Source organism: Zobellella sp. DQSA1, from assembly GCF_041950555.1.
Lineage (GTDB): Bacteria > Pseudomonadota > Gammaproteobacteria > Enterobacterales > Aeromonadaceae > Oceanimonas.
In genome coordinates this window covers 3,050,710-3,075,701 of record NZ_CP169531.1, presented here as the reverse complement: position 1 = coordinate 3,075,701, position 24,992 = coordinate 3,050,710, and the positions used below count along the sequence as shown (strand labels likewise).

Here is a 24,992-nt window from a genome sequence, read left to right as displayed (position 1 = left end):
GTACTTTCTACTGAAATAAATAAAACTTAAGCAATAACAAGAAGACAGCGGTAAAGAAAATTCTTTACCGCTGTCTTTAGAGTTTTTGCTGCTTAGTCGTTGCCGAACAAGTCTCGGGTATACACTTTTTCCTGGATATCGCTGATGGCATCGGACAGGCGGTTGGCCACCACCACGTCGGATATGGCCTTGAATTCCGCCAGGTCGCGAATAACACGGGAGTTGAAGAAATTGTCTTCCTTCAGTACCGGCTCGTAAATAACCACTTCAATGCCCTTGGCCTTGAGGCGCTTCATTACCCCCTGAATGGCCGAGGCGCGGAAGTTGTCGGAGCCGGTTTTCATTACCAGGCGGTAAATACCCACTGTCTTGGGCTGGCGCTTGATAATGGAGTTGGCAATAAAGTCTTTGCGGGTGGTGTTGGCATCCACAATGGCCTGGATCATGTTGTTGGGCACGTCCTGGTAGTTGGCCAGCAGCTGCTTGGTGTCTTTCGGCAGGCAGTAGCCGCCGTAGCCGAAGGAAGGGTTGTTGTAATGGCCACCTACACGCGGGTCCAGGCTTACCCCTTCAATAATCTGCTGGGTATTGAGGCCGTGGGTTTCGGCGTAGGTGTCCAGCTCGTTGAAGTAGGCCACGCGCATGGCGAGGTAGGTGTTGGAAAACAGCTTGATGGCCTCGGCTTCGGTGCTGTCGGTAAACAGCACCGACACATCCTGCTTGATGGCGCCTTGCTTCAGCAGGCCGGCAAACTGTTGGGCACGCTCGGAACGTTCACCCACGATGATGCGGGAAGGGTAAAGGTTGTCGTGCAGGGCCTTGCCTTCGCGCAGAAATTCGGGGGAGAAAATGATATTATTGCAATTGAATTCCTGGCTTATTTTGGCAGTGTAACCCACGGGTACTGTTGACTTGATGATCATCACTGCCTGGGGGTTAATTGCCATAACATCCTTGATAACCGCTTCAACACTTTTGGTGTTGAAGTAGTTGGTTTCCGGATCATAGTCGGTGGGGGTGGCAATAATAACGAAAGAGGTATCTTTGTATGCTTCTTCCTTGCTGAGTGTAGCACGGAAGTTGAGTTCCTTGTTTTTGAGGAAGTCTTCAATTTCGGTGTCTACAATCGGGGATATTTTGTCGTTGAGCATGGCCACTTTTTCAGGGACTATGTCGATGGCTACTACTTCGTTGTGTTGGGCCAACAACATGGCGTTAGAAAGACCAACGTATCCGGTGCCTGCAATTGTAATTTTCATCGTTTTTTCCTTTCGTATGCTGAGTAGTTGAGTGTAACTTTCAAGGTTCTTTGTGGTTTTTATTATTGTTTTTTTATTTTTAACTTCTCTCCAGAAATTATTTTTTATTATTCGTGATAAATGGTGTAACAAAATTGAAAGCGATAAACGTTTTATTTTTGTTGCCTTGTAGGGTGTTTTTATACTAGCGCCGTTGTTGTTACGCGAATAAATTCGCGTCTACGCTTTGATTGGGGCGGGGTGTTTTTTACGAAAATAAACAATCGTCTACCGCCCCATGAGTACCGTGTTGATTCAGTTTAATCCCGGTGGTCGCGCACAATGGCAATAATAAGCTGAGTGATCAGGGCCGCCAATATGGCCAGAATGGCGAACACGGTGGTGTTGTACAGCCGCTTGGGCTCTACGGAATATTCCGGCATGGTCGGGGTTTGCAATACCGAAATCTGCTTCAGCTTTCTTATGGCTTCTACCCGGGTGTTTTCCAGTGCAATCAGGGCGTTTGAATAGAGGTTAAGTGCAAATTCCGCCTGCATTTGCAGGGTTTCGTACTGGGCGGTAATGCTGTTCAGGGCATTGCCGGAGCTGGTGGCCATACGGGATTGTTCCGCACCTATTTGCTTGCGCAGGGCGGCAATTTCGCTGTTTATTCTTACCATTTCGGGGGAGCGGGTGCTCTGAAAATCGCTCAGCGCGCTACGGCGGGCGTTCAGCTTGGCCAGTTCGGCTTCCAGGTTGGCAACCACCGCGCTCAGGCTTTCTACGGTACCGCTGGGGGAGACCAGGCCATTCTCGTTCTGGTATTCCAGCACGGCTTCGCGGGCAATGTGCAGCCGCTCTGCCAGTTGGTCTACCTGCACTTCAATAAACCTTACCTGCTCTTCCGCCAGCCGTTGCCCCATCTGGTTCATGTGCTGCTCGCCTTCCCGCAGCAGCATGCCGGTAATGGCGTTGGCCATGTCGGGATCATAAGCCTGGGAGCGAATGCGCAGCACGCCGGCGTAGTCATCCATTTCTACCCGAATACGCTTCAGGTAATATTTGTGAAAATGCTCGGTAGGCACTTCCTTGCCCAGCCGGGCCCACATGTCTATGTTGCCGTTGCTGTAGTGGCTGCGCAGGTCCAGGGTTTCGTCCAGCTTTTTGAGCATGTCCACCGAGAGCAGGTGGTCGCGCAGCAGCAGCAGGTCACCCTTGCCGGTGGACCCGCCGGAAAGCAGGGCCGAAAAGTTGATGCTGGTGGATACATCCGGGCTGTTCAGCACTACGTGCGCTTCGGATACATATCTGTCCGTGGCCCACAGGCTCCAGTAAAACGCCACGCAGAGTATGGAAACCACACATACCAGCCAATAAGGGTGCTTCTTGTAAAACAACATCATTATTTTTTTATACTCTCATGATAGGAGGCAATGGCATCGTTAACATCGTCAAACCAGGTGGCGGTGCCCTTGTGCAAGAAAATGCCCGCCTGGCACAGATCTTTAAGAATGCCTTCGCTGTGCGAAACAATAATCAGCCCGGCCTTGCCCACTTTGTCCTTAAAGGCCTTGGATGCCTTGGCCTTGAAGGCCTTGTCGCCCACGGCGGTGGCTTCGTCGGAAAGGTACATGTCAAAGTCGAACGCCAGGGAAAGGCCGAACGAAAGCCGGCTTTTCATGCCGCTGGAATAGGTGCGCACGGGTTCGTCGAACGCCTTGCCTATTTCGGCAAAGTCTTCAACAAAGCTGATAATCTCGTCCATGTTCCGGTTGCTGCCGTGCACCCGGGCCACAAACTTCACGTTTTGCCGGCCGGTCATGGAATTCTGAAAACCGCCGGAAAGGCCGATGGGCCAGGATACGCTGCAGTCCCGGATTATTTCGCCCCTGTCCGGGGCGTCCATGCCGCCAATCAGCCGCAACAGGGTAGACTTGCCCGCCCCGTTGCGGCCCACCAGGCCCACGCTGGTGCCGGTGGGAATGGTGAAGTTGAGATCTTTCAGCACCCAGTTGCTGCCATGGTGGTTGTGGTAGCGCTTGTAAAGGTTTTTTATCGTAATCATTGTGCCTTGAGCCTGATGCTGAATTTAACGTGTAACAGCAACCCCAGGGCAATGCTGCCCAAGGCCCAGTAATACAGATACAGCAGATCCACCCCGCTCAGGGTGACGTAGCGGTGAAAAAACTGCAGCCGGATCAGCTCTATGCCATGTAAAATCGGGTTATAGAGCACAAATTCCTGTATGTCGTGCCGTAAAAAGTTAACCGGGAGAATTGCGCCGGAGATCAACATCAGCGGGATCGCCATCATTCTTACAATTTTTTCCACTTCCGGTATAAGGGTGGCGCCTACCGAAACAACCAGCCCTATGCCCGTACCCAGCAGCCACACAGAGCCCCAGATAAACAGGGTACCCAGCGGATTGTCGGGAAAGGTGTCGTGGCCGAGCAGGGCGGCGCCCACCAGCAGGATCACGAGTACCATGGTTTTCAGCAGCCCTTCCAGCGCGCAGCGCACCAGCACTGTGTCCACCGGTTTTACCTGGCGATAGGCGAACAGCGCCTTGTTGGCGTTAATGGCCCCCATGGCGCGGGTCATGCCGTCCCGAAACAGGAAGAAGGTCATCAACCCCACCAGCAGCCAGGGAATAAAATCGGCCCCGGCTATTACCCTTACCCGGCCCAGCAACTGGCGCACGCCTATCATGATCATCACGAACAACACCGGCTCGGCCAGCATCCAGAAGGCGGCGAAGCGGTCGCTCATGGTGCGGGCCAGTGCTTCCCGCATAAACATGGCATGCCATACGTTGCGGGTAACCTGCCAGGAACTACGTGTTTGCATCGGTAGTCCTTACAGGTCTATCGCCACTTTGGCGGCAATGGCTATCTGGTAGAGGATCTGGGTCAAGGTGCTGGCCAGTTGCAGGTTCTTGGTGGGCGCGGCCGGCAGCACCAGAATTTCGTCGCCCGGGCGCAGGGTTACGTCTGCCGCTTCACGTACTTCGCCGTTCTGGCGCACCACCAGGATGCGTTTTTTATCGGCTCTGTCGGTAAAGCCGCCGGCGCCCTGAATGTAGTCGTTGGCCCGCCGCCCGGGGCTGAACACCACCGACTGGGGCACCAGCACTTCGCCGCTTATCAGCAGCGAGTCGGATTTTTCCGGAATGGTGATTACGTCACCGTCTTGCAGGCGGATGTTGCTGATCTGGCCATTGCTGGCCAGCACCAGGCGGCCGTTGGGCTCTACCTCGCGGGCACGCTCTATGAATTTGCTGATAAGCTCGGCTTCCCGCACTCGGATCTGCGCTTCTTCATTGGTGGCGGAAGAAGCGCCCAGGTAGGTGGCTTCCAGCCTGGCCAGGCTGTCTTCCAGCGCTTCCCGCTGGCGTTCGGCCACGCTTACCCGCTTGAGCGAGACGCTGTTTACGTCGGTCATGTCCTGCGGTACGGCAATGGCGTCCAGCAGTTCATGCAAGCGGGCGTCGCGCGGCAGGGCAAAGCGGGAAGGGCCGTAATAGCTGCCTTCCAGCTGCACCACTATGGTGTCGTCGCGCATGTCGCTGCTGAATACCACCTGGTCTCCGCTTTGCAGGTTTTGGCGGCCAAAGTCGGCCACGTCGATATAGCTGGAAACCGGGCCGCTGGAGCGGGCGCCGCGCAGCAGCACATGGGTTACGTTGGATTTAAGGCGGGCCAGTTCCTGCAGGGCCTGGCCGGTCATGGCGCCGGGCTGCAGTTCGTAGCGGTAGGGGCGGGCTACGTCGCCTTCCACCGTTACGGTGGGGCCGCGCTCTTCCACCACTATGGTGTCGCCGTCGCGGAACTGCGGGCGGGGCAGGCTGCCTTCTATAAGAAAGGAGTAAAGGTCGGCGGTGGCAATGGTGCTGCCGTTGCGCACTACCCGCACATTGCGGTAGCTGCCGGTGGCGTCGTCTATGCCGCCGGCCTGGTCAAGAAAATACAGCAGCGAGTCGTTGGGGGTGCCGGCAAAGCGGCCGGGGTTTTGAACGTAACCGGTTACAAAAACCGACACCGGCTGCACGCCCTGCAGGTTGGTGTAAACCTGCACGTTGCTGGAATAAATGGAGCTAACGGCGTTGCGTACCCGGCCATCCAGCTCGCCGTGCCTTACACCCTGAACCTTGATGGGGCCCACGCCGGGAATAAAAATGTTGCCTTGGGCATCTACCGGCAGCACCCGATCTATTTCCACCGCGCCCCATACCCGCAGGGTTACCTGGTCGCCGGGGGCAACCACATAGTCGGCATTCAGGTCGTCGGCCCTTACTCCCCGGAACCCGCCCGAAAACAGATGGTTGCCAAAGCTGGGAATGGCTTCGCCCGGTTTGCGGGCCGTATTGTTTTTTACCGGGCCGTAGCGGCCGCTCTGCCAGTTGGTGTTGCTGTTGGTGGTGGCCTTGTCTACTTCGGCTTGGTCGCTGAACCGGCTTTGTTGCTCGGCGGGCAAATCGCCGGCACCGGCGCCAATCAGCTGGGCCTGCAGGCCGGTTGAACACAGGGCGAGCAGGGCGAACAGACAGGAACTACCCACCCGTTTTTTTAGTTGGTTACTCATTGATGATGTTCCGGAAAATGATGATTAACGGTTAAGCAGGCGGGTTACCGGGCGCACCTGGGCCCAGGTGTTGCCGGTTTTGCAGGCGATGTGCTGTTGGGTTATGCCGTTGTTCAGGGTCACTTCCAGCTCGCGGCAGGTGCGGCCACTGGCGGCAAAATAGGGGGTATCGGCCATTACCGTTACGTCGTTGCCCCAGGGGGAGTAGGGCAGGGTTACCGCGCCCGCAACCGCCGATGAAAGGTAGCTGTTCAGTTCGGGAGTAAGCTCACTACCACCGGCCACGCCGGCAGACGAACGGACGTTGTTACCCGCTTGGCTGGCACAGCCGGCCAGGGTAACCAACCCTAGCGCCAGGAGTGTAATACGAAGGGCTCTGTTTTTAGTTGCAGGCATTGATGAACACTCTTTTATATATCTGATATATGGATTCAAGGGGCCAAACCCGGGTATTGAGCTTTGGCTCTTATATTGTGTGTGGCTATTTACATACAGCCCGTTGGCTGAACATATTTACGGGCTCAGCCTTGGTATATCTGTCTATTTGCGCCGTACTTGGCCAACTGCCGGCGCTCCACAAGTAGGGGAGTGTAACATATTACACTGGGGGCCCGGTTAAGCGGGCAACATGGTGGGGCATGGGCGGCGTTATTGGCATTGTAACAGCTGATAACATTGCTGGTTCTATTTCAATCAAGCCGAAGAAGGCTAATATTATTTAGCTGTTGCTGATTTATTCATTTTGCAAAAAAAGGACAAAATACAAGCGTTTTGTAACCAAAAAGGTACGCTACCGCCCTTGGGTTACAGCCCCCAATCCGCTGATGTATCTTTTTGCGGTTTTTGTTGCAATATGCAAAGTGTTTTTTTTGAGCGTTGAATAATAACACCGCTTATCGACGATTTCGAGGCTCATATGTCAACTTGCGTATGTATCAGACGCACCCGACTCAGGAAGTTAACTGAACAAAAAAAACACAGCCTCGTGTCAATATGATGACGCCGCTTTTAATCGTAAAAATCGATTTTAAATTGGTACTTTTATTGTGTTTATAGCAATAGTGAATCTTTAAGGCTGGGGGCTGTATTGCAAGGGGTTCATGAGTTATTGTTACAAATGTGACGATATAGATGTGGGTGGCAGTCAGGAATTACAAGGCCCATGCAGGAGCCGGCAACGTTACATTATTCGCCGAAACTGCTAGCAATTGAAATCGTGGCAACACCAGGCAGAAAAGCCTTGCAGGCACAATTTCAATTATATGGAGGATAGGTACTGCGCCATGCCCGGTCGGCATTGCCGCAGCCGAGGTTTCTGCTAGGGAGGGGATGGCCGTTTCAGATGAACGGCAGATGTGGTGACTCGGGCTTGAGCATAAACGGGGTTGTTGCTTGCCGGTGCCGCAGCCGGGGAAGACGATGCCTGGTTAAGGGCTGCCGAGCGCCTGGGCATAAGCGCGTGAATATGCTGCCATATATGTTCGCAGCTTTCCTTGGGAGAGCAGTAAAAGCTGCCGTTCAGCTGAGTGTGGGTTAATAAAAAGGCTCTGAGCTGTTTAAACCGCTTGGCATCCACCGTTTGGGGATGATCCCAGAAGGTTTCCAGCGAGCACTGGCTGGTAAGGCCGGGAATATTGTACAGGGCCTTGCCCAGGGTAATGGTGGGCACCAGGTGCAGCAGGGCGGAAATGCCTACCGTGCTGTTTACGGTAACCACGCCTTTGCAGTGGTGGTACAGCTCGGGCAGCGACAGATCAAACCCGTAAAACACCCGGCCGTTAATGCCTAAGCGTTCGCTTTCTTCCTTTAACAGGGCGCTGTAGTTGGTGTAGCCCCGGTCCATGGGATGGTGCTTGAACAGCAGCACGGACTCTTTGTTTTCCGTCTTGGCAAATGACTCCAGAATATGACGAATGGAGTCGGCCACATCCTTGAATGGCGAATGGGTGCGGATTTGAAAGTCGTCCGCCACCTGCAGCGGCACCAGGAATATCTTGCCCGAGTGGCGGTCAATCAGCTCTTGCTGCAGGCCTTTGTCGAGGGCGGTGTGCGTGTATTTGGTATACCAGCCTTTCAGCCAGGCGGTGGCTTCCTGCCAGTAGGGGCGATGACGGTGGTGTACATAATGGCGGAACTTGTGCCGGGCAAGCTGCATGCTCAGGTAGTAACGCATGGCAAAGAAAATACGCCGTTTGAAGTTGGGCTTGATGTCGAAGCTGGGCTTTTTGATTTCTGTAGGCTGCTCGGGCAGTATTGCATCCAGCTTGTTGTACCAGGGGCTGTGCGCGTTTACCCCGTCCTGTTCCAGGGTGATGTAGTGCGGGCGCAGGTAGCCTTCTTCAAACACGAAGAAGCGGATGTTATGGCTCAGGCAAAACTGGCGGGCCACGGCATGGTATTCACGACAGTCGCTATAGCAGAACACCGTGTCTATACGGTGGGTTTGTATATAGTTGTCGAGGAAGTGTCGCCATTCGGGCAGGGTGCCGGTGTAGTTAACGTTGGTACCCTTGCAGGGCCAGCAACCGTCACCACCGTTGAAGTTTATTTTATGTACAGATAAACCTTGCTCTTCCAAGAAACGCGAAAAATGGCGAAAAAAAGGCCCCAATGGTCCCTGAAGTAGCAAGACTGTGTGCATTCTGTATCCCGTTTTAACGAAGCGCTGTCCGATTTTTGGGTTGTTGTGTTTAGGTTATTTTCGTGCTCTTACAAATCGGTAGCGATATTACCACAAGATATACTATGGCCGTATATGAAAAGGATTATTCATCAGGCAGGGGTTGACGCTGCCTGATGGTGTGGGCTCCATTGAGTCCTTTTCTTTTTTGGGGCGGGTGTTGTTCGCCCACGCGATTGAAATCGCGTCTACCCTCATCGACCCGGCCGTAGCCGCGGCTTCAACCGCGGGATTTTGTTTACCCCATCACCGGGCTGGCCGTAGCCGAGGTTTTAACCGCGGAACCTTACTTGATGGTTTGTTTATGAAGCCCTTTCGCCAGCATCAAATCCACCAGGGGCTGCTCGCGCTTGTTGGCCCGGCGGCAATGGTCTTGCTGGAACTTGTTGGTAATCCAAATCACAAAACGGGCCCAATGCTTGTTGTCGCGCTCGCGCCAGGCGTGCGAAGAGATGGATTCCCAGGCATAGCCGTTGAACACCGAGGCGTTTACAAAATGATCCAGGGCCCTCACGCCGCTGCGGGCCCGCTCCGTTTTACCCAAAAAACCCACGTAGCAGATGATCAAATAGCCCAGAATGGCCATAGGCACTACGGCACACATCAAGATAAAGCCGGCGATACGTTCTTTCATTGTTGCTGTTCTTTCCTGCGTTCAAGTATTAATTTCATGCCATTTTCCGAGCGAATGGTCAGCCTGCCCACCGGCTGGGGTACAAAGCCGGGCGCCAGGGTAAAGCGGTAGTCGCGCAGAATGGTAGCCAGGATAAGGCTGGCTTCCTGCTGGGCGAACGCGGCTCCAATGCACACCCTGGGGCCGGCACCGAAGGGCAGGTAAGACTTGCTCAAGGGGGTTTTCAGGTTGTTGTTGCTGAAGCGATAGGGGTCGAAGCCGTGGGGGTTGTCCCAGAATTCCTGGTGACGATGGATAAGCCAGGGGGAGATGACCACGGACGCGCCCTTGGCCATTTTTTTGTCCCGCATTTCGGTAGCATGGGTGCATTCGCGGGTTAAAAAACCGACCGGCGGATACAGCCGCAGCGCTTCGCGGAAAATGTCGCGCACCAGGATCATTTTTTTCACCGCTTCCACGCTGATTGGCTGGGCCTGCAGCGTACTGCACACTTCCTGGTGGGCCTGCTCCTGTATCTCGGGATACAGGGCCAGCAGGTACAACGACCAGGTCAGTGCGCTGGCCGAGGTTTCATGACCGGCCAGAAACAGCATGGATATTTGGTCCACAATTTCGCTGAAGGAAAAAGGCTGCCCCGAGTTTTCGTCCACCGCCAGCAGCAGGGAGGAAAGAATGTCCTGCTGCTGTTCCAGCGCGGCCCGGCTTTGCGGGCAACCGGCACGGGCGGCTTCCGCCTGTTGATAGCGGGGGCGAACAATGTCTTCAATGCTGGTGCGGATCTCCCGGGCGGCGTGCAGGCGCTTGCGCTCACTGGCGCCACGCTGTATCCAGCTGGGCATCTTGAACATTTTCATCAGCGCCAGCTTGGGCGACTCGGCCTGAAAACGAACAAAGGCTTCAAGAATGCGGTTGGCTTGTTCGGGCTCCAGCCGGGTGGACATGATGGTACGGAAGATGATGTCGGCGGTGACGTAGGTCATTTCCGGATCGATGTCTTGTTCCAGGTGTTGTTCCTGCTCGGCCAGCCGTTGCGACATGTCGGCCACGGCGTCTTGCATCAGGCCAAACACCTGTTGCACTCGGGCATGCTTGAACGCCGGGTCGAGCATGTCTCGCTGTTTCTGCCATTGCTGGCCGTTGGTGGTAAAGATGCTTTCGCCCAGCAAGGGTTCCAGAATGTCGCCCAGCATTTGGTGTTTGGGAAACTGCCCTACGTCCTGCACCATTACCCGCCGAACCAGCTCGGGCTGGTTGATCATGTAGAGCCGTAATCCGGGCAGGTTGAACTCGCCCATTTTCATGCCGTAACTGCGTTCGTACAGCGCATCCAGCCAGGAGCGACGTTTCTTGAAAAACACCTTCCATAATGAGGCTTTGCTTTTTGCGGGTTTGGGAAATACCGGGCAACTCATGATGGTTCCTTCAAGCGTTGGGCGATGCCTTCGGGGCCGGCGGTGAAGGCAAAAAAATCGTAGGGGCCGGGGTTGTCCGTGGCCATCAGATATAAAAAGTGCATGGTGTACCAGGCTCTGCGCAGTTTTTGGTAACGACCCCGTTCATACAGGGTGAAAAAGCGGGGCGAAAGCAACCGTGGGCCGGCGTTGGGCGCGCGCTGCAGGCCGCAGGAGGTTACCGGGTCGAGCAGGGGGAAACAGGCGCCGTCGGTGGGGGCGGTGTAGTCCAGCCACAGCAGGCGCGGGTCTTGCCCCAGTTGTTCCAGGGCGGTGCGAAAGTCGTGAGCGTTAGTCTGAAAGCTTATCAGTGGTATGCATTCGCCCAGGGTGATCAACACCACGCGCCGGTTGGCGAACAGGGTGGGGTCATCCAGTTTTGCCAGGGCTTGTGCCATGGCGGGCACCACCACCATGGTGCCCACGCTGTGGGCGATGATAACCACTTCGTCGTTGTTCCGGTTTTGTATGGCTGCACTGATATCGTTGGCGAAGTGGTCAATCCGTTCATCCAGCCCGGGGATTTTGCCTTTTGCCCATTTGGCGGAGAAGGCATAGATGCGTAGCAGCCAGAACACCGCCAGCCGGTCGCCCAGACGTTTTATGCCCTGCATACACAACCAGAATACTGCCAGCAGCACCAGACCCTGTAGTGGGTAGTGGCTCCAGCCGGGCAGCAAGGATACGGGCAGATGGCGGGCCGAGGCCAGCGCCAGTGCCAGGCCGGCACCCATGCCGAACAGTATGTACAGTACCGGGTAAAAGCCGGCGATCAGTTGCTTGTGGGAGGCGCGGGCAAAGACGAAAAAACGACCGGTGAGAATATAAGCCCACAGGAAGCAGAACAGATCGCTGATGATCTCGGGCCAGCCCCGAGCCCATAGCCCCCGGATGATGTCGTCCCACCCCAGGAAGCAATAGTCGGTTTCCGTACGCTGGGTATTCAGTTGCCAGTGGTGGCTGTGTTTTGAGCGGCGGCGGCGGCGAGATACGCTGATCTCCAGCCCGTTTACCTTGGTTTGCCGTTGTGACTGAGTGCGGTATAAACCGTGATAGTGGCCGGCCCCACGGGGGTCGAAACCATGAATGTACAGCACTTGCCGCTGTTTAACCGTCAAACCATTGCTCCCGGCTGATGTGAAGATAATCAGGAAAGCGCATAAATTACCTGAAAAGCCACTCGGCGGTAAGCATGAATTCGCATCCAAAGGCGCAATTCTGGCGTAGCCACGATTTTAACCAAGGGGTTTTACCGGCGGCGCGGGAGCGGCGGTGTCGGCCACGCGATTGACATCCTGTTTACGGGAATGGCGGCGGCACTGGGTGCCGCCTGGGTATTAACGATTTTGATATTCGGTGATGGTGCGTACCATGCCGTTGGCGTCCAGCCCCAGCAGGGCCAGGATCTGCTGCTGGCTGCCCTGTTCGATAAAGTGATCCGGCAGGCCCAGGTTCAGCACCGGCCGTGGCCGCTTGTGGCGCATCAGGCATTCGTTCACCGCCGAGCCGGCGCCGCCCATGATGGCGTTTTCTTCTATCGTCACCAGCAACTCATGATCATCCAGCAACGACAGCAGCAGGGCTTCATCCAGCGGTTTGACGAATCGCATGTCGACCAGGGTGGCGTCCAGTTGTTCGGCGGCAAGCTGTGCCTCTGCCAGCAGGGTGCCGAAGTTCAGCATGGCCACCTTGGCGCCCTGGCGGATGATCCGGCCCTTGCCCAGTTCCAGTGCCGTCATCTGTTCCTCGATGTCGGCGCCACAGCCGTTGCCGCGCGGGTAGCGTACCGCCGCCGGGCCCGGGTGCCGGTAACCGGTGTAGAGCATCTGCCGGCATTCGTTTTCGTCGGCGGGGGTCATGATCACCATGTTGGGCACGGTGCGTAAAAAGCCGAGATCGAAGGCGCCCTGGTGGGTGGGGCCGTCGGCGCCGACGATGCCGGCCCGGTCGATGGCGAACAGTACATCCAGGTTCTGCAGTGCCACGTCGTGGATCAGCTGATCGTAGGCCCGTTGCAGGAAGGTGGAGTAAATGGCCACCACCGGCTTTTTGCCTTCTATGGCCAGGCCCGCCGCCAGGGTCACCGCATGCTGCTCGGCAATGGCCACGTCGAAGTAGCGCTGGGGATATTCCCGGGAGTAACGCACCAGGCCCGAGCCTTCGCGCATGGCCGGGGTAATGGCCATCAGCCGCGGATCCGCTTTCGCCATGTCGCACAGCCAGTTGCCGAAAATGGCGGAATAAGAGAGGCTGCCGCCGCCGCTCTTGGGCAACTGATGGTGGCTGGGGTCGAATTTGGGGACCCCGTGGTAGCCGATGGGATCCTGTTCGGCGGGCAGGTAGCCCTTGCCCTTGCGGGTCATCACATGCAGGAACTGGGGGCCCTTGAGCTTGCGCATGTTGCGCAGGGTGTCCACCAGGGTGTTGATGTCGTGGCCGTCGATGGGGCCGACGTAATTGAAGCCGAACTCCTCGAACAGGGTGCCGGGCACTACCATGCCTTTGAGGTGTTCTTCGGCCCGGCGGGCCAGTTCCTTGATGGGCGGTACCATTTCCAGCGCCTTCTTGCCCCCTTCGCGCAGGGTGCTGTAGAGGGAGCCTGACATGATCCGTGCCAGGTGGTTGTTGAGCGCGCCCACGTTTTCGGAGATGGACATTTCGTTATCGTTGAGCACTACCAGCATGTCTTTGTGGATGTCGCCCGCATGGTTGAGGGCCTCGAACGCCATGCCGGCGGTCATGGCCCCGTCGCCGATGACCGCCACCACCTTGCGGCCCCGGTTTTCTTCATCGGCGGCAATGGCCATGCCTAAGGCGGCACCGATGCTGGTGCTGGAGTGGCCCACCGAGAGGGTGTCGTACTCGCTTTCTTCCCGCCAGGGGAAGGGGTGCAGGCCCCGGTACTGGCGGATGCTGGTCATGCGTTCGCGCCGGCCGGTGAGGATCTTGTGCGGGTAGGCCTGGTGGCCCACGTCCCACACCAGGCGGTCGAAGGGGGTGTTGTATACATAATGCAGCGCCACCGTCAGCTCTACCACGCCGAGGCCCGAGGCCAGGTGACCGCTGCTGCGGCTCACCGAATGCAGCAGGTAGGATCTGAGTTCGTCGCACAGGACGGGCAACCGGTCTTGCGGCAGGCTGCGCAGTTCATCCGGCAGGTTGGCCAGCGCCAGGGTCGGGTAATCGGCAATATTCAGACTCATAGGCTTATTATTATCCTCGCCCTAAAATTCGCGTTTGACGATGTAGTGGGCGAATGCTTCCAGTGTGTGGGTATTGTAGGGAATGTCCGCCAGCGCCGCCTGTGCCTGCCCGAGCAGTTGTTCGGCCAGTTGGCGGGCGCCGTCCAGCCCGAGCAGGGCGGGGTAGGTGCTTTTTTGCTGTACCAGGTCTTTGCCCTGGGTTTTGCCCAGGGTCTGGGTATCGGCGGTAATGTCCAGAATGTCGTCCTGCACCTGAAAGGCCAGGCCGATGGCCTCGGCATAACGGCTCAGGGCCGCCAGTTGGGGTTCATCCACGTCCTGGGCACAGAGCGCCCCCAGGCGCACGGCGGCGCGGATAAGGGCTCCGGTTTTATGGCGATGCAGGCTCTCAAGCATGGCTTGGTCAATGGCTTTGCCTTCACACTTGATGTCCAGGGCCTGGCCACCGCACATGCCGCCATAGCCGCTGGCGCGGGCCAGTTCCTGCACCATGCGCAGTCGGCGCTCGGCGTCGAGGTGGTGGCCGCTGTGCCGGCTGAGCAGTTCAAAGGCCAGGGTTTGCAGGGCGTCGCCAGCGAGGATGGCGGTGGCCTCGTTGAAGGCCTTGTGCACCGTGGGCTTGCCCCGGCGCAGGTCGTCGTTGTCCATGGCCGGCAGATCGTCGTGGATCAGCGAGTAGGCGTGGATGCATTCCACGGCGGCGGCAGCGGCGTCCAGGGCCGGCACACTCACATTGCCGAACAGTTCGCCGCTGGCGTATACCAGCATGGGGCGCACCCGTTTGCCGCCCTGCAGCAGGCCGTATTCCATGGCGGCCTTCAGTTCCGGCGCCAGGTCGTCCAGGTTTGCGATGGCATGGCTCAATACCCCGGATATCCGTTCACCGTATTGCTGTTGCAGCAGCGTAAAGCTCACCTGATGTCCTCCTGGCCGGGGTTGAATTCAACCAGTTTTTCTTCTCCTTGCTGCAGCAGTATCTGTACCTGCTGCTCGGCCTGGCTCAGCCGTTGCTGACCGGCCCGTACCAACTGGATACCCCGCTCGAAGGACTTGAGGGCCTGTTCCAGGCTCAGCTCTCCTTCTTCCAACTGGTTGACCAGGCTTTCCAGTTCCGTGAGGGCGCTTTCAAAATCCATGTTTTCCGGTTTTTTGGTGGCCACGGGGATCCTCTGTGGTTCGGCTAGCAAAATTGGCGGTAATAGTAACATTCCCGCCCGGGTTTTGGCGAAAGATATAGACGCCGGAGGAGCCATGAGCGGGGGGATTTGGCTAAAGATATTTTGCGCCGGCCGATAATAACGGAAGCGACAATGCGCGCCCTAACAGGTTAACATTGGCACCGTTTATGCCTGCAACAACTCAATGAGGACCCTGCTTTGGATCTGGCGACACTTATCGGATTGATCGGTGCCATGGCCTTTATCGCCATGGCGATGGTGCTGGGGGGCGGTCTGACCATGTATGTGGACGTGCCGTCGATTTTTATTGTGCTTGTCGGCTCTCTGTTCGTGGTGATGATGAAGTTTAACCTGGGCCAGTTTCTGGGCGCGGCCAAGGTGGCGGCCAAGGCGTTCATGTTCAAGCTGGAGAAGCCCGAAGACCTGATCGTGCGGGTGGTGCAACTGGCCGACTCTGCGCGCAAGGGAGGATTCCTGGCGCTGGAAGAGGCGACTATCACCAATCCGTTTTTGCAAAAAGCCGTGGATATGCTGGTGGATGGCCATGAGCCGAATGTGGTCAAGGCGGCGCTGGAAAAAGACATCGACCTGACCGCCGAACGGCAAACCGAAGGGGCTCGCATTTTCCGGGCGCTGGGCGACGTGGCGCCGGCCATGGGGATGATAGGCACCCTGATCGGCCTGGTCGCCATGCTGGCCAATATGGACGATCCCAAGGCCATAGGACCGGCCATGGCGATTGCCCTGCTGACCACCCTGTACGGTGCCATGCTGGCCAATATGGTGGCCTTGCCGATAGCCGACAAACTTGAATTGCGTTCGGGCGAAGAGCGCCTCAACCGTACCCTGATCCTGGATGCCATTCTGGGGATTCAGGACGGCCAGAATCCGCGGGTATTGCAGAGCCTGCTGGAAAATTACCTGGCCGACAGCAAACGGATGCAGGAGGAATAGTGGCCGGCAAGAAAAAACAGGCGGGGCCGGCCGGCGCTCCGGCCTGGATGGCCACCTTCGCCGACCTGGCCACCATTCTGATGAGCTTCTTCGTGCTGCTGCTGGCCTTTGCCGAAATGGACGTGCTCAAGTTCAAGCAGATTGCCGGCAGCATGAAGTTTGCTTTCGGGGTGCAGAACCAGCTGGAGGTATCCGAGATCCCCAAGGGCACCTCGGTGATTGCCCTCGAGTTTCGTCCGGGCAGGCCCCAACCTACCCCCATTGATGTGATCATGCAGCACACGACCGACTCTACCCTGGCCGAGCTGGACTTTCAGCCCGGCGAGTCGGACCGGGCGGCCGGGCAAGGCCGGGAAAGCGGCAACCTGAGCGGCAGTGACGATCGCGATATTCCCCAGACGGATCCGCAAACCCTGACTCTGGCGCAGGATCTGGCCGAGCAGTTGAGTTCATCGATAGAGCATGATGCCATTGAAATCGAGGCCCTGGGCCAGCAGGTGATTATCCGCATCAAGGAAAATGCTTCTTTCCCGGCCGGCTCGGCCTTTTTGCAGCCCCAGTTCTGGCCGGTAGTGCGCAAAATCGGCAGCCTGGTCAATGACCTGCCCGGTGAAATACTGGTGTCCGGCCATACCGATGATATCCGGACCAGCAACGAGCTGTTTCGCTCCAACTGGGAGCTGTCTACCCAGCGGGCGCTGGCGGTGGCGGATCAACTGCTGCGGGTAGAGGGCTTCGATGACAGCCGCATGGCGGTGATCGGCCTGGCGGATTCCCGCCCGCTGGAACCCAACGACACGCCGGAAAATCGGCGGCGCAACCGGCGGGTGGAAATCACCATCTCCCAGGGCAAACCCAAGTTCACCGCGCCGCTGGAGTTGAACGCCCCCTGACGGCTCCCGCCGCGAGTTTATGCGCTCCCGCTATTTTTTAAGCGAAAGCCCGGCTTTGTTGTATAATGCCGGGCTTTCGTTTTTGTGTTGTCCCGGACGTACCGAACTATGAAATTTATTATCAAGCTGCATCCCGAAATTACCATCAAGAGCAAGTCGGTGCGTCAGCGCATGAGCAAGATCTTGCAGGGCAATATCCGCAATGTGCTCAAGCCGGTGGATGAGCACGTCAAGATCCGCGCCGACTGGGACAAACTGATCGTGCGCTCCAATATCATGACCGAAGAGCACCGCCAGGCCATGGTGTCGGCGCTGGCCTGTATCCCTGGCATCCAGTGGTTTCTGGAAGTAAAGGAATGCAAGGTCGAGTCCCTGGATGACATTCTGGCCCTGACCGTGGAGATGTTCGGCGACAAGCTGGCCGGCAAAACCTTCTGTGTGCGGGCCAAGCGTCGTGGCCAGCAGCCGTTCAGTTCGCTGGATGTCGAGCGCTATGTGGGCGGCGGCCTGAACCAGCGGTGCGAAACCGGTGGGGTGCGCCTCAAGAATCCGGATGTGCAGGTTAACCTGGAGCTGGACGGTGATCGTTTGTTCCTGGTGAGCGAGCAGCACGCCGGGCTCGGTGGTTTCCCCATTGCCACCCAGGAGAGCGTGCTCAGCCTGATGTCCGGTGGTTATGACTCCGGGGTGGCGTCTTACCAGTTCATCAAGCGTGGCAGCCGGGTGCATTACTGTTTCTTCAACCTGGGAGGGCAGGAGCACGAAGCGGGGGTGCGCGAAGTGGTGCACTATCTGTGGAAGAAGTACGGCTCTTCACACCGGGTGAAGTTTATTTCCGTGCCCTTCGAAGGGGTGGTGGCGGAAATTCTCGAGACAATCGACAAGGGCCATATGGGCGTGGTGCTCAAGCGCATGATGATGCGTGCCGGCGCCGCGGTGGCGGAGAAACTGGCGATTGGCGCCCTGGTAACGGGTGAGTCCATGGGCCAGGTGTCCAGCCAGACGGTGACCAACCTCAATGTGATTGACCGGGTTACCGATACCCTGATCCTGCGGCCGCTGATCGCCGCCGACAAGCAGGAGATCATCGATGTGGCCCGGCAGATAGGCACTGCCGCCTATGCCGAAAAAATGCCGGAATATTGTGGCGTGATTTCGCAGAAGCCGACCATCAAGGCGGATTTGGCCAAGGTGGAGCAGGAAGAAGCCAATTTCGACTTCGGGGTGCTCGACACCGCCATCCAGGCCTCTTTCGTGGAAGATGTGCGCGAACTGGCCAAGGCCTGGGTGCTGCCGGAGGTGGAGTTCAGCAAGGGCGATGATGCCGAAGAGGTGATCCTCGATATCCGAGCGCCGGAAGAAGAGGAAGACGCTCCGCTGGCGGTGGCCGGGCACCAGGTGGTGCATATGCCGTTCTTCAAGCTGGCGCATCATTTCTCCGAGCTGGATCCCGGCAAGACCTATCTGCTCTACTGCGCCCGGGGGGTGATGAGCCGGTTGCAGGCCATCCACCTGAAGGAGCAGGGCTTTGACAATGTGAAGGTGTATCGCCCGTAAGAACGGGTGACGCAACAGGCCCACACTAATTTATTCGTGTGGGCCTGGCCGGTTCCGAACTGTTTGGTGGTTCCCGCGATTGAGCTCGCGGCTATGCCCCGAGCGTAGACACGAATTTATTCGTGTGGCGTTCACGGCGGAGCGGGGGCTTGCCGCTGCGGCGCTGTATTTCCCGGTACAGCTGCCGGCACACGGGTACCGGAAGTCCGTTTGCGTTGTTGATCACGTAACCGGTGATGTAGTCGATTTCGGTGCGTCGGCCATGGGTCAGATCCTGGTGCATGGAAGAGTAATTGGTGGCGGTCAGTTCAATGACCTTGTGCAGGCGCCGCCGAAAATCGTCCAGCGACTCCTGCTCGCCCAGTTTCAGCATCACCTGATGCACCTCTTCACTCAATTGCTCCAGCACGTCGGCAAAGCGCGGCTCCAGCAACTGGCCGTTGCGGATATTGTTGCAGGAGGTGAGCGGGTTGATAACGGCATTGACGGCCAGCTTGCGATGCTGCCGGTGCAGTATCTGTTCACTCCATTGGGCATGACCCAGGGCGGCCGCCAGCGGCGTAACCAGGTGGGCGTGAGCGGCGGCCGCGGCATTGATGGGCCCGAGCCAGGTTTCGCCCTTGCCGGTATGACGGACCAGCCAGTCGCCTTCTTTCATGGCGCCGTGGCTGCTGACTCCGGCAATCAGCGGGTTGTGCGGATACAGCGCCTGTACCTGCTCGGCCACGCCCAGGCCATTGTGCAGCAGGATGATGGGGGTGCTTTCCGGTAACTTGTGCAACCCCTGCAGCGCTTCCACCACCTGATAGGCTTTGGTCACCACCAGCAGGCAGCGGATCTGCCTGGCCTGTTCGGCAAAGCATGGCCGGGTGTGGATGAGTTGATGGCGACCACTCAGGGTGATCATGTCCAGGCTGGGATGCAGGTGTCCGCGATGACGCTCGGACAGCAGCAGCGATACCGGCTCGCCCTGCCGGCGCAGCAGCCCGGCCACGACGCAACCCAAGGCGCCGGCCCCTAGAATGGTCCACTCTGTCATCGCTCTTCCCCTGATATTTGTTATTATCACTTTCTGTTTGAATTTATACGGTAGCCGCGAAGCGCCGCCGATGCCAGTGACTTTTTTGTGGTCTTACCGGCCATCACAGTACAGTTAAAGGAGCCCAGATGCCGTCTTTTGATATTGTCTCTGAAGTAGAGATGAACGAGGTCCGTAACGCGGTGGAGAATGCCAACCGCGAGCTGGAAACCCGCTTTGATTTTCGAGGCGTGGAAGCCAGTTTTGAACTGAGCGACGGCAAGGTCAAATTGGGTGCCGATGCCGAGTTTCAACTGCAGCAGATGCTGGACATACTGCGTGCCAAGCTGATCAAGCGTAATGTGGACACCAATGTGATGGACGAAGGGGCTGTGGTGCATTCGGGCAAGCGCTATTTCCTTGATGTGGAGTTCAAGCAAGGCATCGACGGTGCTCTCGCCAAGAAACTGGTGAAGCTTATCAAGGACAGCAAGATTAAGGTGCAGGCATCCATTCAGGGCGATCAGGTGCGGGTCAACGGCAAGAAGCGCGACGATCTGCAGGAAGTGATGGCGCTGTTGCGCCAGAGCGAGCTGGAGCAGCCGCTGCAGTTCAACAACTTCCGGGATTAAACGGAAAGGGGCCTGATGGCCCCTTTCAACTTGATGACAAGGCCGTTGTCATGACCGCAATAAGCCGGCCAAAAGGCCAACTCCACCGACACGCCGTAAATCCATCCATGGAGGCTCCGCCATTTTTTGGTATGGGTGTTGCCTGTCTGGGTAAATCTGACGGTTTGTCAGTAGTCTGAAAGGGGCCGAATGGCCCCTTCGCCTTATCAGAACTTGTAGGTGACCGCGAAGTAGTGGCCCACGCCGGAAGTGTCCTGGGTGAAGCCGGTGCCGTCGCTGCCATCCTTGAAGAAGGCCATGTTGTTGTAGGCCTTGAGGCCGTAGCCCACGGCGTAGCGGTCGGAATGCCAGTAGATGCCGTTGAACCATTCCAGGGCGTTTTGGCTGCGGCCCGCCTCGGCGCCGATGGTGGTGGCACCGAATTTGTAATCCAGGTAGCCCTGGTAGGCCACGAAGCTGCCGTTGTCGAAGTGATAGAAAGGCTTGAACCAGTTGGTGGACACCATGTAGCCGTCCCACTTGCCTTCGTCCGGGGCGCCGTAGTTTTCACGTACGTAGCGGCCGTAGAGGTTTAGCCCCATCTTGCCGAACCAGGGCACCTGGATATCGGAGCCCAGGCCCACATAATGTTCGAACAGGCCGCCGAAGGCGCCGCTGTCGGCCACGTTGGTCACGGTGGCGATGTAAAGTTCCTGCACCGGGCCGAAGGACAAATCGGTTTTGGTCAGGGCATCCAGTGACAGGCGGGGGGCGAACTTGAAGAAGAAGTTGTCGCCGCCGTAACGATCGTCGCCCTTGCTGTCGAAGATGTCGAACACGTCCAGGTAACCGTAGAGATCGAACAGGCCGGAGCGGCCGCCGAATTCCATTTCCAGGTAGGTGGTGTCCTGGGCGCCGAAGGGGATCTTGTTGCCTTCGCTGCGCATCAGGTTGAACTGGAGCCACTTGTAGTCGTTCTTGTGGATGTCGTCGCTGTAGTCGACGGCATAGGCCGCGGGGGCGGCGAGGGCGGTCAGTACGCCGGCGGCGACCAGGTTTTTAAGCATCTTAGCCATCTGTCTGTCTCTTCTTCTCATTATGAAATGACAAGGTTTTCCTTAACCGTCGAGGCAGGAATTCCCGGGGGTGGGGGGAGTCTAGGCGGGTGGAAAAACGGCGCAAGACCGCAAACGATTGCGCCGTTTCAGTTTTGTGACCGTGGTTGCATTCGCCTATTTGGCGGGGGGATGCAGCCGGGTGACCAGGTGGATCAGGAGCAGTACCGGCATGCCGATGGCGGCGGTGCCGATAAAGAAAATGGCATACCCATAAGAGTCCACTACTATGCCGGAGAAGCCGGCGATAAACTTGGGCAGCAGCATCATCACCGAACTGAACAGCGCATATTGGGTGGCGGAGAAGGCCACGTTGGTCAGGCTGGACAGGTAGGTGATAAAGGCGGCGGTGGCGATGCCGGCACTCAGGTTGTCGAGGGAGATGATCAGCGTCAGCAGCAGCACATCGGCCCCCAGCTGGCTCATCAGTGCAAACAGCAGGTTGGTGCTGGCGGCGAGTACGGCGCCCAGCATCAGAATGCGCAGGGTGCCGAAGCTCATCACCAGCAGGCCGCCCACGGCCGCACCCACCAGGGTCATGATGACGCCATAGACCTTGGTGACGGTGGCGATTTCCGACTTGCTGAAGCCCATGTCCACATAGAAGGGGTTGGCCATGACCCCCATCACCACGTCCGAGATGCGGTAGCAGGCGATCAGCGCCAGGATCAGCAGGGCCTGCCAGCCGAAGCGCTGGAAGAACTCGGCGAAGGGCGCCACCACGGCGCTTTGCAGGAAGGCCAGCAGGCCGGCTATCGGCCTGGGGTAGCCCCGGTCGACAAGGGCTTGCTTGTGTTCGGCCTGGGCCTGCTGCTGGGCGGCGAGATCCACCTCGGGCTCGTGCAGCAGCAGGCAGGTGATCACTCCCACCAGCATTAAGCCCATCATGCACAGGTAGGCCACCTTCCAGCCAACGGGATCGTAACCCAGATCCGAGCCGGCCCAGGCGGCGATGGCCAGGGCGCCGGCCCCCGCCATGATCATCGCCAGCCGGTAGCCGGTCATGTAGGCGGCGGCCAGGGCACCCTGCAGCCGTTCCGGTGCGGCCTCGATACGGTAGGCGTCGATCACGATGTCCTGGGTGGCGGAGGCGAAGGCCACCGCCAGGGCGAACAGCGCCAGGCTGACGAGCTGGGTGGTGGGATCGGAAAACGCCATGCCGGCCAAGGCCGCCATGATGGTCAGCTGGGAAAACAGCATCCAGCTGCGCCGCCGGCCCATTTTGCGCGACAGCCAGGGCAGGGGCAGCCGGTCGACCAGTGGGGACCACAGCCATTTCACCCCGTAGGCCAGCGCCACCCAGCTGAAGAAGCCGATACTGGTGCGGCTGACCCCGGCTTCCCGCAGCCAGAACGACAGGGTGCCGAACACCAGCAGCAACGGCAGCCCGGAGGAAAAGCCGAGGGAGAACAGGATAAGGACCCGCCGCTCCAGATAGATGGACAGGTTTTGCTGCAACTGGGTCATGGTCAGGGTTCTGATGGGGTCTCTCCCTGGTCGGCGAGCCGACGTGCTTCCAGCAGGATAATGGGCTGTTGCGGCACATCACGGGCGCGCAGCTGCAGGTTCATGCCGGTGGGAACCGCCGCCATCTGTTGCAGTACCTGTTCGCCGTCGATGACCTTGCCGAACACCGTGTAGCCGGCCTGGCGACCCGCATCCAGGGAGCGGTTGTCGTTCAGGTTGATATAAAACTGGCGGGTGGCGCTGTCGGGATCCTGGGTGCGGGCCATGGCGATGGTGCCGGTCAGGTTGGACAGGCCATTGGCCGATTCGTTGGCCACGGGATCATGGCTGGGCAGCGGGCTGAAGTCGGTCTTAAAGCCGCCACCCTGTACCACGAAGCCGGGGATCAGGCGGTGGAACAGGCTGTTGTTGTAACTGCCGTCGTCCACATAACGCAGGAAGTTGGCGACGGTAAGCGGTGCCGCTTCCTCGTTCAGTTCCACTTCCAGCCGGCCCAGGTTGGTCACCAGCTCGACCCGGGGACCGGCCAGTGCCGGCAGGGCCAGCAGGCCGGTCAGTAACCACAGGATAGCTTTCATATGTTCTCCATTACTGTTTGTTGGCCCGGCCAGGGCGATGAGGACAGAGCGCGTTCCGCCGCCAGGGGGACGCGCCCGTTGTCACTCAGTTGCCGTTGATAAAGTTCTGTACGTCGCGGTCGGCCAGCATGTCCTGCAGCAGCAGCGACAGCTGTTTGTTCAGGGCCTCTTTGACCTTGTCCAGTTCCGGGTGCAGGCGGCCGGGGAATTCTTCCTGGGCGCTGCGGCGATACTGCTTGGTGATGGTGCGACCGTTGCGTTCCAGTGTCAGTTGCATGCGCAGCTGCTGCACCACATCGTAACTGATATGGCCGCGGATCACCCGGGCCAGCACTTCCTGCAGTTCCAGCTCCATGCGCACATTGGCTCCGTGCTCGATAAAGGCGCCCTGGGTGCTCAGGCCCTGGGCCAGCGCCTGCTCCAGCTGGATGCGCAGATTATTGCTGGCGCCGACCACCACCGGAGATTTGTTCAGTTGTTCAATCTGGATGATAAAGTCGTTGGTGCGGCCATCCTTGCTGCTCAAGGAGACCGACTGGCCGCGATAGACGCCGCCGCCGACCTGGGCGGAGGGGCTGATGTCGACGGCGATGGGGTAATAGCTGGCGCAGGCGCTCAGACCCAGGGTCAGGGCGACGGCGGTTAACCATTTCATGGATTTCATCTGGCGGTTTCCTCAAGGGGTTTTAATGGCTCTCAGGATAACGAATTTGCGATTGGATGCCACTACTCGCTGATTGCCGAAAAGCCGTTTCAGTTTTTGATGGTAATCGAGGTGGCGATTGGCCACCAGCAACAGTTCGCCGCTCCGGCGCAGCACCCGCTTGGCATCCACGAACATCTGCCAGGCGATATGATCGGTAATGGCCTGCTGCTGGTGGAAGGGCGGGTTGCACAGCACCAGATCGGCACTGTCCGGCGCCATGCCGTCGAGACAGTTATTGACCATAAAGTGGGCGCGGCTTTCGGCGTCGGGCAGGTTGTGCTGCACGTTAAGTCGGCAACTGGCGATGGCCATGTGGGACTCGTCCACGAAGGTGACCTGGGCTTGCGGGTTGCGCGCCAGGGCCATCAGCCCCAGCACGCCGTTGCCGCAGCCCAGATCGACCATTCTCCCCGGACGGTTGGCGGGCAGGTGTTCCAGCATAAAGCGGGCGCCGATATCCAGGCTGGCGCGCGAGAATACATTGGCGTGGTTATGGATGGTGAAGTCGGTGCCTTCCAGTGGCCAGGCCAGCGGCGGCGGCAGGGGGGAAGGGGCCTTGGCCGGATCCGGGGTGCAGAAGACAAGTCGGGCCTTTTTCCAGGCCAGACTGGTGTGGGTGGGGCCGATGTACTGTTCGAACAGCTTCAGGGTGGAGCTGTGTACGTCCTTGGCCTTGGCGCCGGCGATAACCAGGGTATCGGGCCCCATCACCTGGCTCAGGGCGGCCAACTGGTATTCCAGCATGGCATTGGTCTTGGGCAGCTTGAACAGGACCAGCCCGGGGTTTTCGGGCCAGGCGGAGAGGCTGTTCAGTGGCTGCCAGTCGGGCTCCAGGCCGTTATCGCGGGCGTTGGTCGTCAGTGCCAGCTCCGCTACCCGGGAGTCGGTGACGGTATAGGGCTTGAGGTGGAGCAGCCCCAGGGTGAGGGCGCCGAAGCCGTCGTTGACGATCACCGTCGGGGTTGCCCGGTCCCGTGCCTGTGCGGCCACTTCGTTCATGATATATTCATCGGCCGCGTCCCAGGCTTGCAGGCCGTGCTGGGCGGAGCGGGGGTAGCGGTGCAGTATCAGCTCGCCGCCCTGGGGCAGGGGAAAGTGATGATTCATAACGATGGATGGCCCGAATAG

The 24,992-nt window shown here is 58.2% G+C and carries 23 protein-coding genes; 4 read left to right on the top strand and 19 right to left on the bottom strand.

The window, feature by feature from the left end:
* Positions 1-92 precede the first annotated feature (92 nt).
* From ACEVBK_RS14810 to xseB, 13 genes are all read right to left on the bottom strand, one after another.
* Complete coding sequence (locus ACEVBK_RS14810) at positions 93-1,259, bottom strand: nucleotide sugar dehydrogenase (RefSeq protein WP_375055682.1); 1,167 nt, start codon at positions 1,257-1,259, stop codon at positions 93-95.
* Positions 1,260-1,558: 299 nt separating this feature from the next.
* Positions 1,559-2,641: a chain-length determining protein gene (locus ACEVBK_RS14805; RefSeq protein WP_375055681.1), complete on the bottom strand. Its 1,083-nt coding sequence runs from the start codon at positions 2,639-2,641 to the stop codon at positions 1,559-1,561.
* Positions 2,641-3,303 carry an ABC transporter ATP-binding protein gene (locus tag ACEVBK_RS14800; RefSeq protein WP_375055680.1) on the bottom strand — a complete coding sequence of 221 codons (663 nt, stop codon included), beginning with the start codon at positions 3,301-3,303 and terminating at the stop codon, positions 2,641-2,643. Before ACEVBK_RS14800 ends, ACEVBK_RS14805 begins: the two co-directional genes overlap by 1 nt.
* Entirely contained in the window at positions 3,300-4,085 is a 786-nt protein-coding gene (locus ACEVBK_RS14795; protein WP_375055679.1) for an ABC transporter permease, read from the bottom strand. The genes ACEVBK_RS14800 and ACEVBK_RS14795 overlap by 4 nt, the downstream gene beginning before the upstream one ends.
* 9 nt (positions 4,086-4,094) lie before the next feature.
* On the bottom strand, positions 4,095-5,819 hold the full coding sequence (locus ACEVBK_RS14790) for a polysaccharide biosynthesis/export family protein (protein WP_375055678.1): 1,725 nt from the start codon (positions 5,817-5,819) through the stop codon (positions 4,095-4,097).
* 24 nt (positions 5,820-5,843) lie between these two features.
* Entirely contained in the window at positions 5,844-6,215 is a 372-nt protein-coding gene (locus tag ACEVBK_RS14785) for a DVU3141 family protein (protein WP_375055677.1), read from the bottom strand.
* 922 nt (positions 6,216-7,137) lie between these two features.
* Positions 7,138-8,460 (bottom strand): capsule biosynthesis protein, encoded by a 1,323-nt coding sequence (locus ACEVBK_RS14780; protein ID WP_375055676.1) that lies wholly within the window; start codon positions 8,458-8,460, stop codon positions 7,138-7,140.
* A 325-nt stretch (positions 8,461-8,785) separates the two neighbouring features.
* The gene (locus ACEVBK_RS14775) at positions 8,786-9,133 is read right to left on the bottom strand and encodes a hypothetical protein (protein WP_375055675.1); all 348 of its coding nucleotides are present in this window, start codon (positions 9,131-9,133) and stop codon (positions 8,786-8,788) included.
* A complete protein-coding gene (locus ACEVBK_RS14770) occupies positions 9,130-10,545 on the bottom strand; it encodes a cytochrome P450 (protein ID WP_375055674.1) in 1,416 nt (471 codons plus the stop codon). The genes ACEVBK_RS14775 and ACEVBK_RS14770 overlap by 4 nt, the downstream gene beginning before the upstream one ends.
* Positions 10,542-11,702, bottom strand: a complete 1,161-nt coding sequence (locus ACEVBK_RS14765; RefSeq protein ID WP_375055673.1) for a hypothetical protein — start codon at positions 11,700-11,702, stop codon at positions 10,542-10,544. Before ACEVBK_RS14765 ends, ACEVBK_RS14770 begins: the two co-directional genes overlap by 4 nt.
* Positions 11,703-11,921: 219 nt before the next feature.
* Positions 11,922-13,787: a 1-deoxy-D-xylulose-5-phosphate synthase gene (dxs, locus tag ACEVBK_RS14760; protein WP_375055672.1), complete on the bottom strand. Its 1,866-nt coding sequence runs from the start codon at positions 13,785-13,787 to the stop codon at positions 11,922-11,924.
* A 21-nt stretch (positions 13,788-13,808) separates the two neighbouring features.
* Positions 13,809-14,702 carry a (2E,6E)-farnesyl diphosphate synthase gene (gene ispA / locus ACEVBK_RS14755; protein ID WP_375055671.1) on the bottom strand — a complete coding sequence of 298 codons (894 nt, stop codon included), beginning with the start codon at positions 14,700-14,702 and terminating at the stop codon, positions 13,809-13,811.
* Positions 14,699-14,995 (bottom strand): exodeoxyribonuclease VII small subunit, encoded by a 297-nt coding sequence (gene xseB / locus ACEVBK_RS14750; RefSeq protein WP_375055670.1) that lies wholly within the window; start codon positions 14,993-14,995, stop codon positions 14,699-14,701. The genes ispA and xseB overlap by 4 nt, the downstream gene beginning before the upstream one ends.
* Before the next feature lie 168 nt (positions 14,996-15,163).
* Between xseB and pomA the strand changes: the two genes are divergently transcribed.
* The 3 genes from pomA (at position 15,164) to thiI (ending at position 18,369) form a co-directional block, all read left to right on the top strand.
* A complete protein-coding gene (gene pomA, locus ACEVBK_RS14745) occupies positions 15,164-15,919 on the top strand; it encodes a flagellar motor protein PomA (RefSeq protein ID WP_375055669.1) in 756 nt (251 codons plus the stop codon).
* 47 nt (positions 15,920-15,966) lie between these two features.
* The gene (locus tag ACEVBK_RS14740; RefSeq protein ID WP_375058583.1) at positions 15,967-16,812 is read left to right on the top strand and encodes a flagellar motor protein MotB; all 846 of its coding nucleotides are present in this window, start codon (positions 15,967-15,969) and stop codon (positions 16,810-16,812) included.
* Between the two features lie 108 nt (positions 16,813-16,920).
* A complete protein-coding gene (gene thiI, locus ACEVBK_RS14735; RefSeq protein WP_375055668.1) occupies positions 16,921-18,369 on the top strand; it encodes a tRNA uracil 4-sulfurtransferase ThiI in 1,449 nt (482 codons plus the stop codon).
* A 91-nt stretch (positions 18,370-18,460) separates the two neighbouring features.
* Here thiI and ACEVBK_RS14730 read toward each other — a convergent pair whose 3' ends face one another.
* Entirely contained in the window at positions 18,461-19,408 is a 948-nt protein-coding gene (locus tag ACEVBK_RS14730) for a ketopantoate reductase family protein (protein ID WP_375055667.1), read from the bottom strand.
* Between the two features lie 128 nt (positions 19,409-19,536).
* Between ACEVBK_RS14730 and ACEVBK_RS14725 the strand changes: the two genes are divergently transcribed.
* Positions 19,537-20,019 (top strand): YajQ family cyclic di-GMP-binding protein, encoded by a 483-nt coding sequence (locus tag ACEVBK_RS14725; protein ID WP_375055666.1) that lies wholly within the window; start codon positions 19,537-19,539, stop codon positions 20,017-20,019.
* 206 nt (positions 20,020-20,225) lie between these two features.
* Here the strand turns inward: ACEVBK_RS14725 and ACEVBK_RS14720 are convergent, their stop codons facing one another.
* From ACEVBK_RS14720 to ACEVBK_RS14700, 5 genes are all read right to left on the bottom strand, one after another.
* Entirely contained in the window at positions 20,226-21,074 is an 849-nt protein-coding gene (locus ACEVBK_RS14720; RefSeq protein ID WP_375055665.1) for an outer membrane protein OmpK, read from the bottom strand.
* Positions 21,075-21,230: 156 nt separating this feature from the next.
* Positions 21,231-22,580, bottom strand: a complete 1,350-nt coding sequence (locus ACEVBK_RS14715) for an AmpG family muropeptide MFS transporter (RefSeq protein WP_375055664.1) — start codon at positions 22,578-22,580, stop codon at positions 21,231-21,233.
* A 2-nt stretch (positions 22,581-22,582) separates the two neighbouring features.
* Entirely contained in the window at positions 22,583-23,158 is a 576-nt protein-coding gene (locus tag ACEVBK_RS14710) for a peptidylprolyl isomerase (protein ID WP_375055663.1), read from the bottom strand.
* A gap of 85 nt (positions 23,159-23,243) precedes the next feature.
* Complete coding sequence (locus ACEVBK_RS14705) at positions 23,244-23,822, bottom strand: YajG family lipoprotein (protein ID WP_375055662.1); 579 nt, start codon at positions 23,820-23,822, stop codon at positions 23,244-23,246.
* Between the two features lie 12 nt (positions 23,823-23,834).
* Positions 23,835-24,971, bottom strand: coding sequence for a methyltransferase (locus ACEVBK_RS14700; RefSeq protein WP_375055661.1), 1,137 nt, complete (start codon positions 24,969-24,971; stop codon positions 23,835-23,837).
* Positions 24,972-24,992 lie beyond the last annotated feature (21 nt).

Bases quoted from the DNA above. Each gene is read 5' to 3' on its own strand.
- ACEVBK_RS14780 (WP_375055676.1), bottom strand. From the start codon at position 8,460: ATGCACACAGTCTTGCTACTTCAGGGACCATTGGGGCCTTTTTTTCGC.
- thiI (WP_375055668.1), top strand. From the start codon at position 16,921: ATGAAATTTATTATCAAGCTGCATCCCGAAATTACCATCAAGAGCAAG.
- ACEVBK_RS14710 (WP_375055663.1), bottom strand. From the start codon at position 23,158: ATGAAAGCTATCCTGTGGTTACTGACCGGCCTGCTGGCCCTGCCGGCA.
- ACEVBK_RS14810 (WP_375055682.1), bottom strand. From the start codon at position 1,259: ATGAAAATTACAATTGCAGGCACCGGATACGTTGGTCTTTCTAACGCC.
- ACEVBK_RS14740 (WP_375058583.1), top strand. From the start codon at position 15,967: ATGGCCACCTTCGCCGACCTGGCCACCATTCTGATGAGCTTCTTCGTG.
- ACEVBK_RS14805 (WP_375055681.1), bottom strand. From the start codon at position 2,641: ATGATGTTGTTTTACAAGAAGCACCCTTATTGGCTGGTATGTGTGGTT.
- ACEVBK_RS14725 (WP_375055666.1), top strand. From the start codon at position 19,537: ATGCCGTCTTTTGATATTGTCTCTGAAGTAGAGATGAACGAGGTCCGT.
- ACEVBK_RS14715 (WP_375055664.1), bottom strand. From the start codon at position 22,580: ATGACCCAGTTGCAGCAAAACCTGTCCATCTATCTGGAGCGGCGGGTC.
- ACEVBK_RS14770 (WP_375055674.1), bottom strand. From the start codon at position 10,545: ATGAGTTGCCCGGTATTTCCCAAACCCGCAAAAAGCAAAGCCTCATTA.
- ACEVBK_RS14790 (WP_375055678.1), bottom strand. From the start codon at position 5,819: ATGAGTAACCAACTAAAAAAACGGGTGGGTAGTTCCTGTCTGTTCGCC.
- ACEVBK_RS14705 (WP_375055662.1), bottom strand. From the start codon at position 23,822: ATGAAATCCATGAAATGGTTAACCGCCGTCGCCCTGACCCTGGGTCTG.
- ACEVBK_RS14730 (WP_375055667.1), bottom strand. From the start codon at position 19,408: ATGACAGAGTGGACCATTCTAGGGGCCGGCGCCTTGGGTTGCGTCGTG.
- ACEVBK_RS14700 (WP_375055661.1), bottom strand. From the start codon at position 24,971: ATGAATCATCACTTTCCCCTGCCCCAGGGCGGCGAGCTGATACTGCAC.
- ACEVBK_RS14795 (WP_375055679.1), bottom strand. From the start codon at position 4,085: ATGCAAACACGTAGTTCCTGGCAGGTTACCCGCAACGTATGGCATGCC.
- xseB (WP_375055670.1), bottom strand. From the start codon at position 14,995: ATGTTACTATTACCGCCAATTTTGCTAGCCGAACCACAGAGGATCCCC.
- ACEVBK_RS14720 (WP_375055665.1), bottom strand. From the start codon at position 21,074: ATGGCTAAGATGCTTAAAAACCTGGTCGCCGCCGGCGTACTGACCGCC.
- ACEVBK_RS14785 (WP_375055677.1), bottom strand. From the start codon at position 6,215: ATGCCTGCAACTAAAAACAGAGCCCTTCGTATTACACTCCTGGCGCTA.
- ACEVBK_RS14800 (WP_375055680.1), bottom strand. From the start codon at position 3,303: ATGATTACGATAAAAAACCTTTACAAGCGCTACCACAACCACCATGGC.
- ACEVBK_RS14775 (WP_375055675.1), bottom strand. From the start codon at position 9,133: ATGAAAGAACGTATCGCCGGCTTTATCTTGATGTGTGCCGTAGTGCCT.
- dxs (WP_375055672.1), bottom strand. From the start codon at position 13,787: ATGAGTCTGAATATTGCCGATTACCCGACCCTGGCGCTGGCCAACCTG.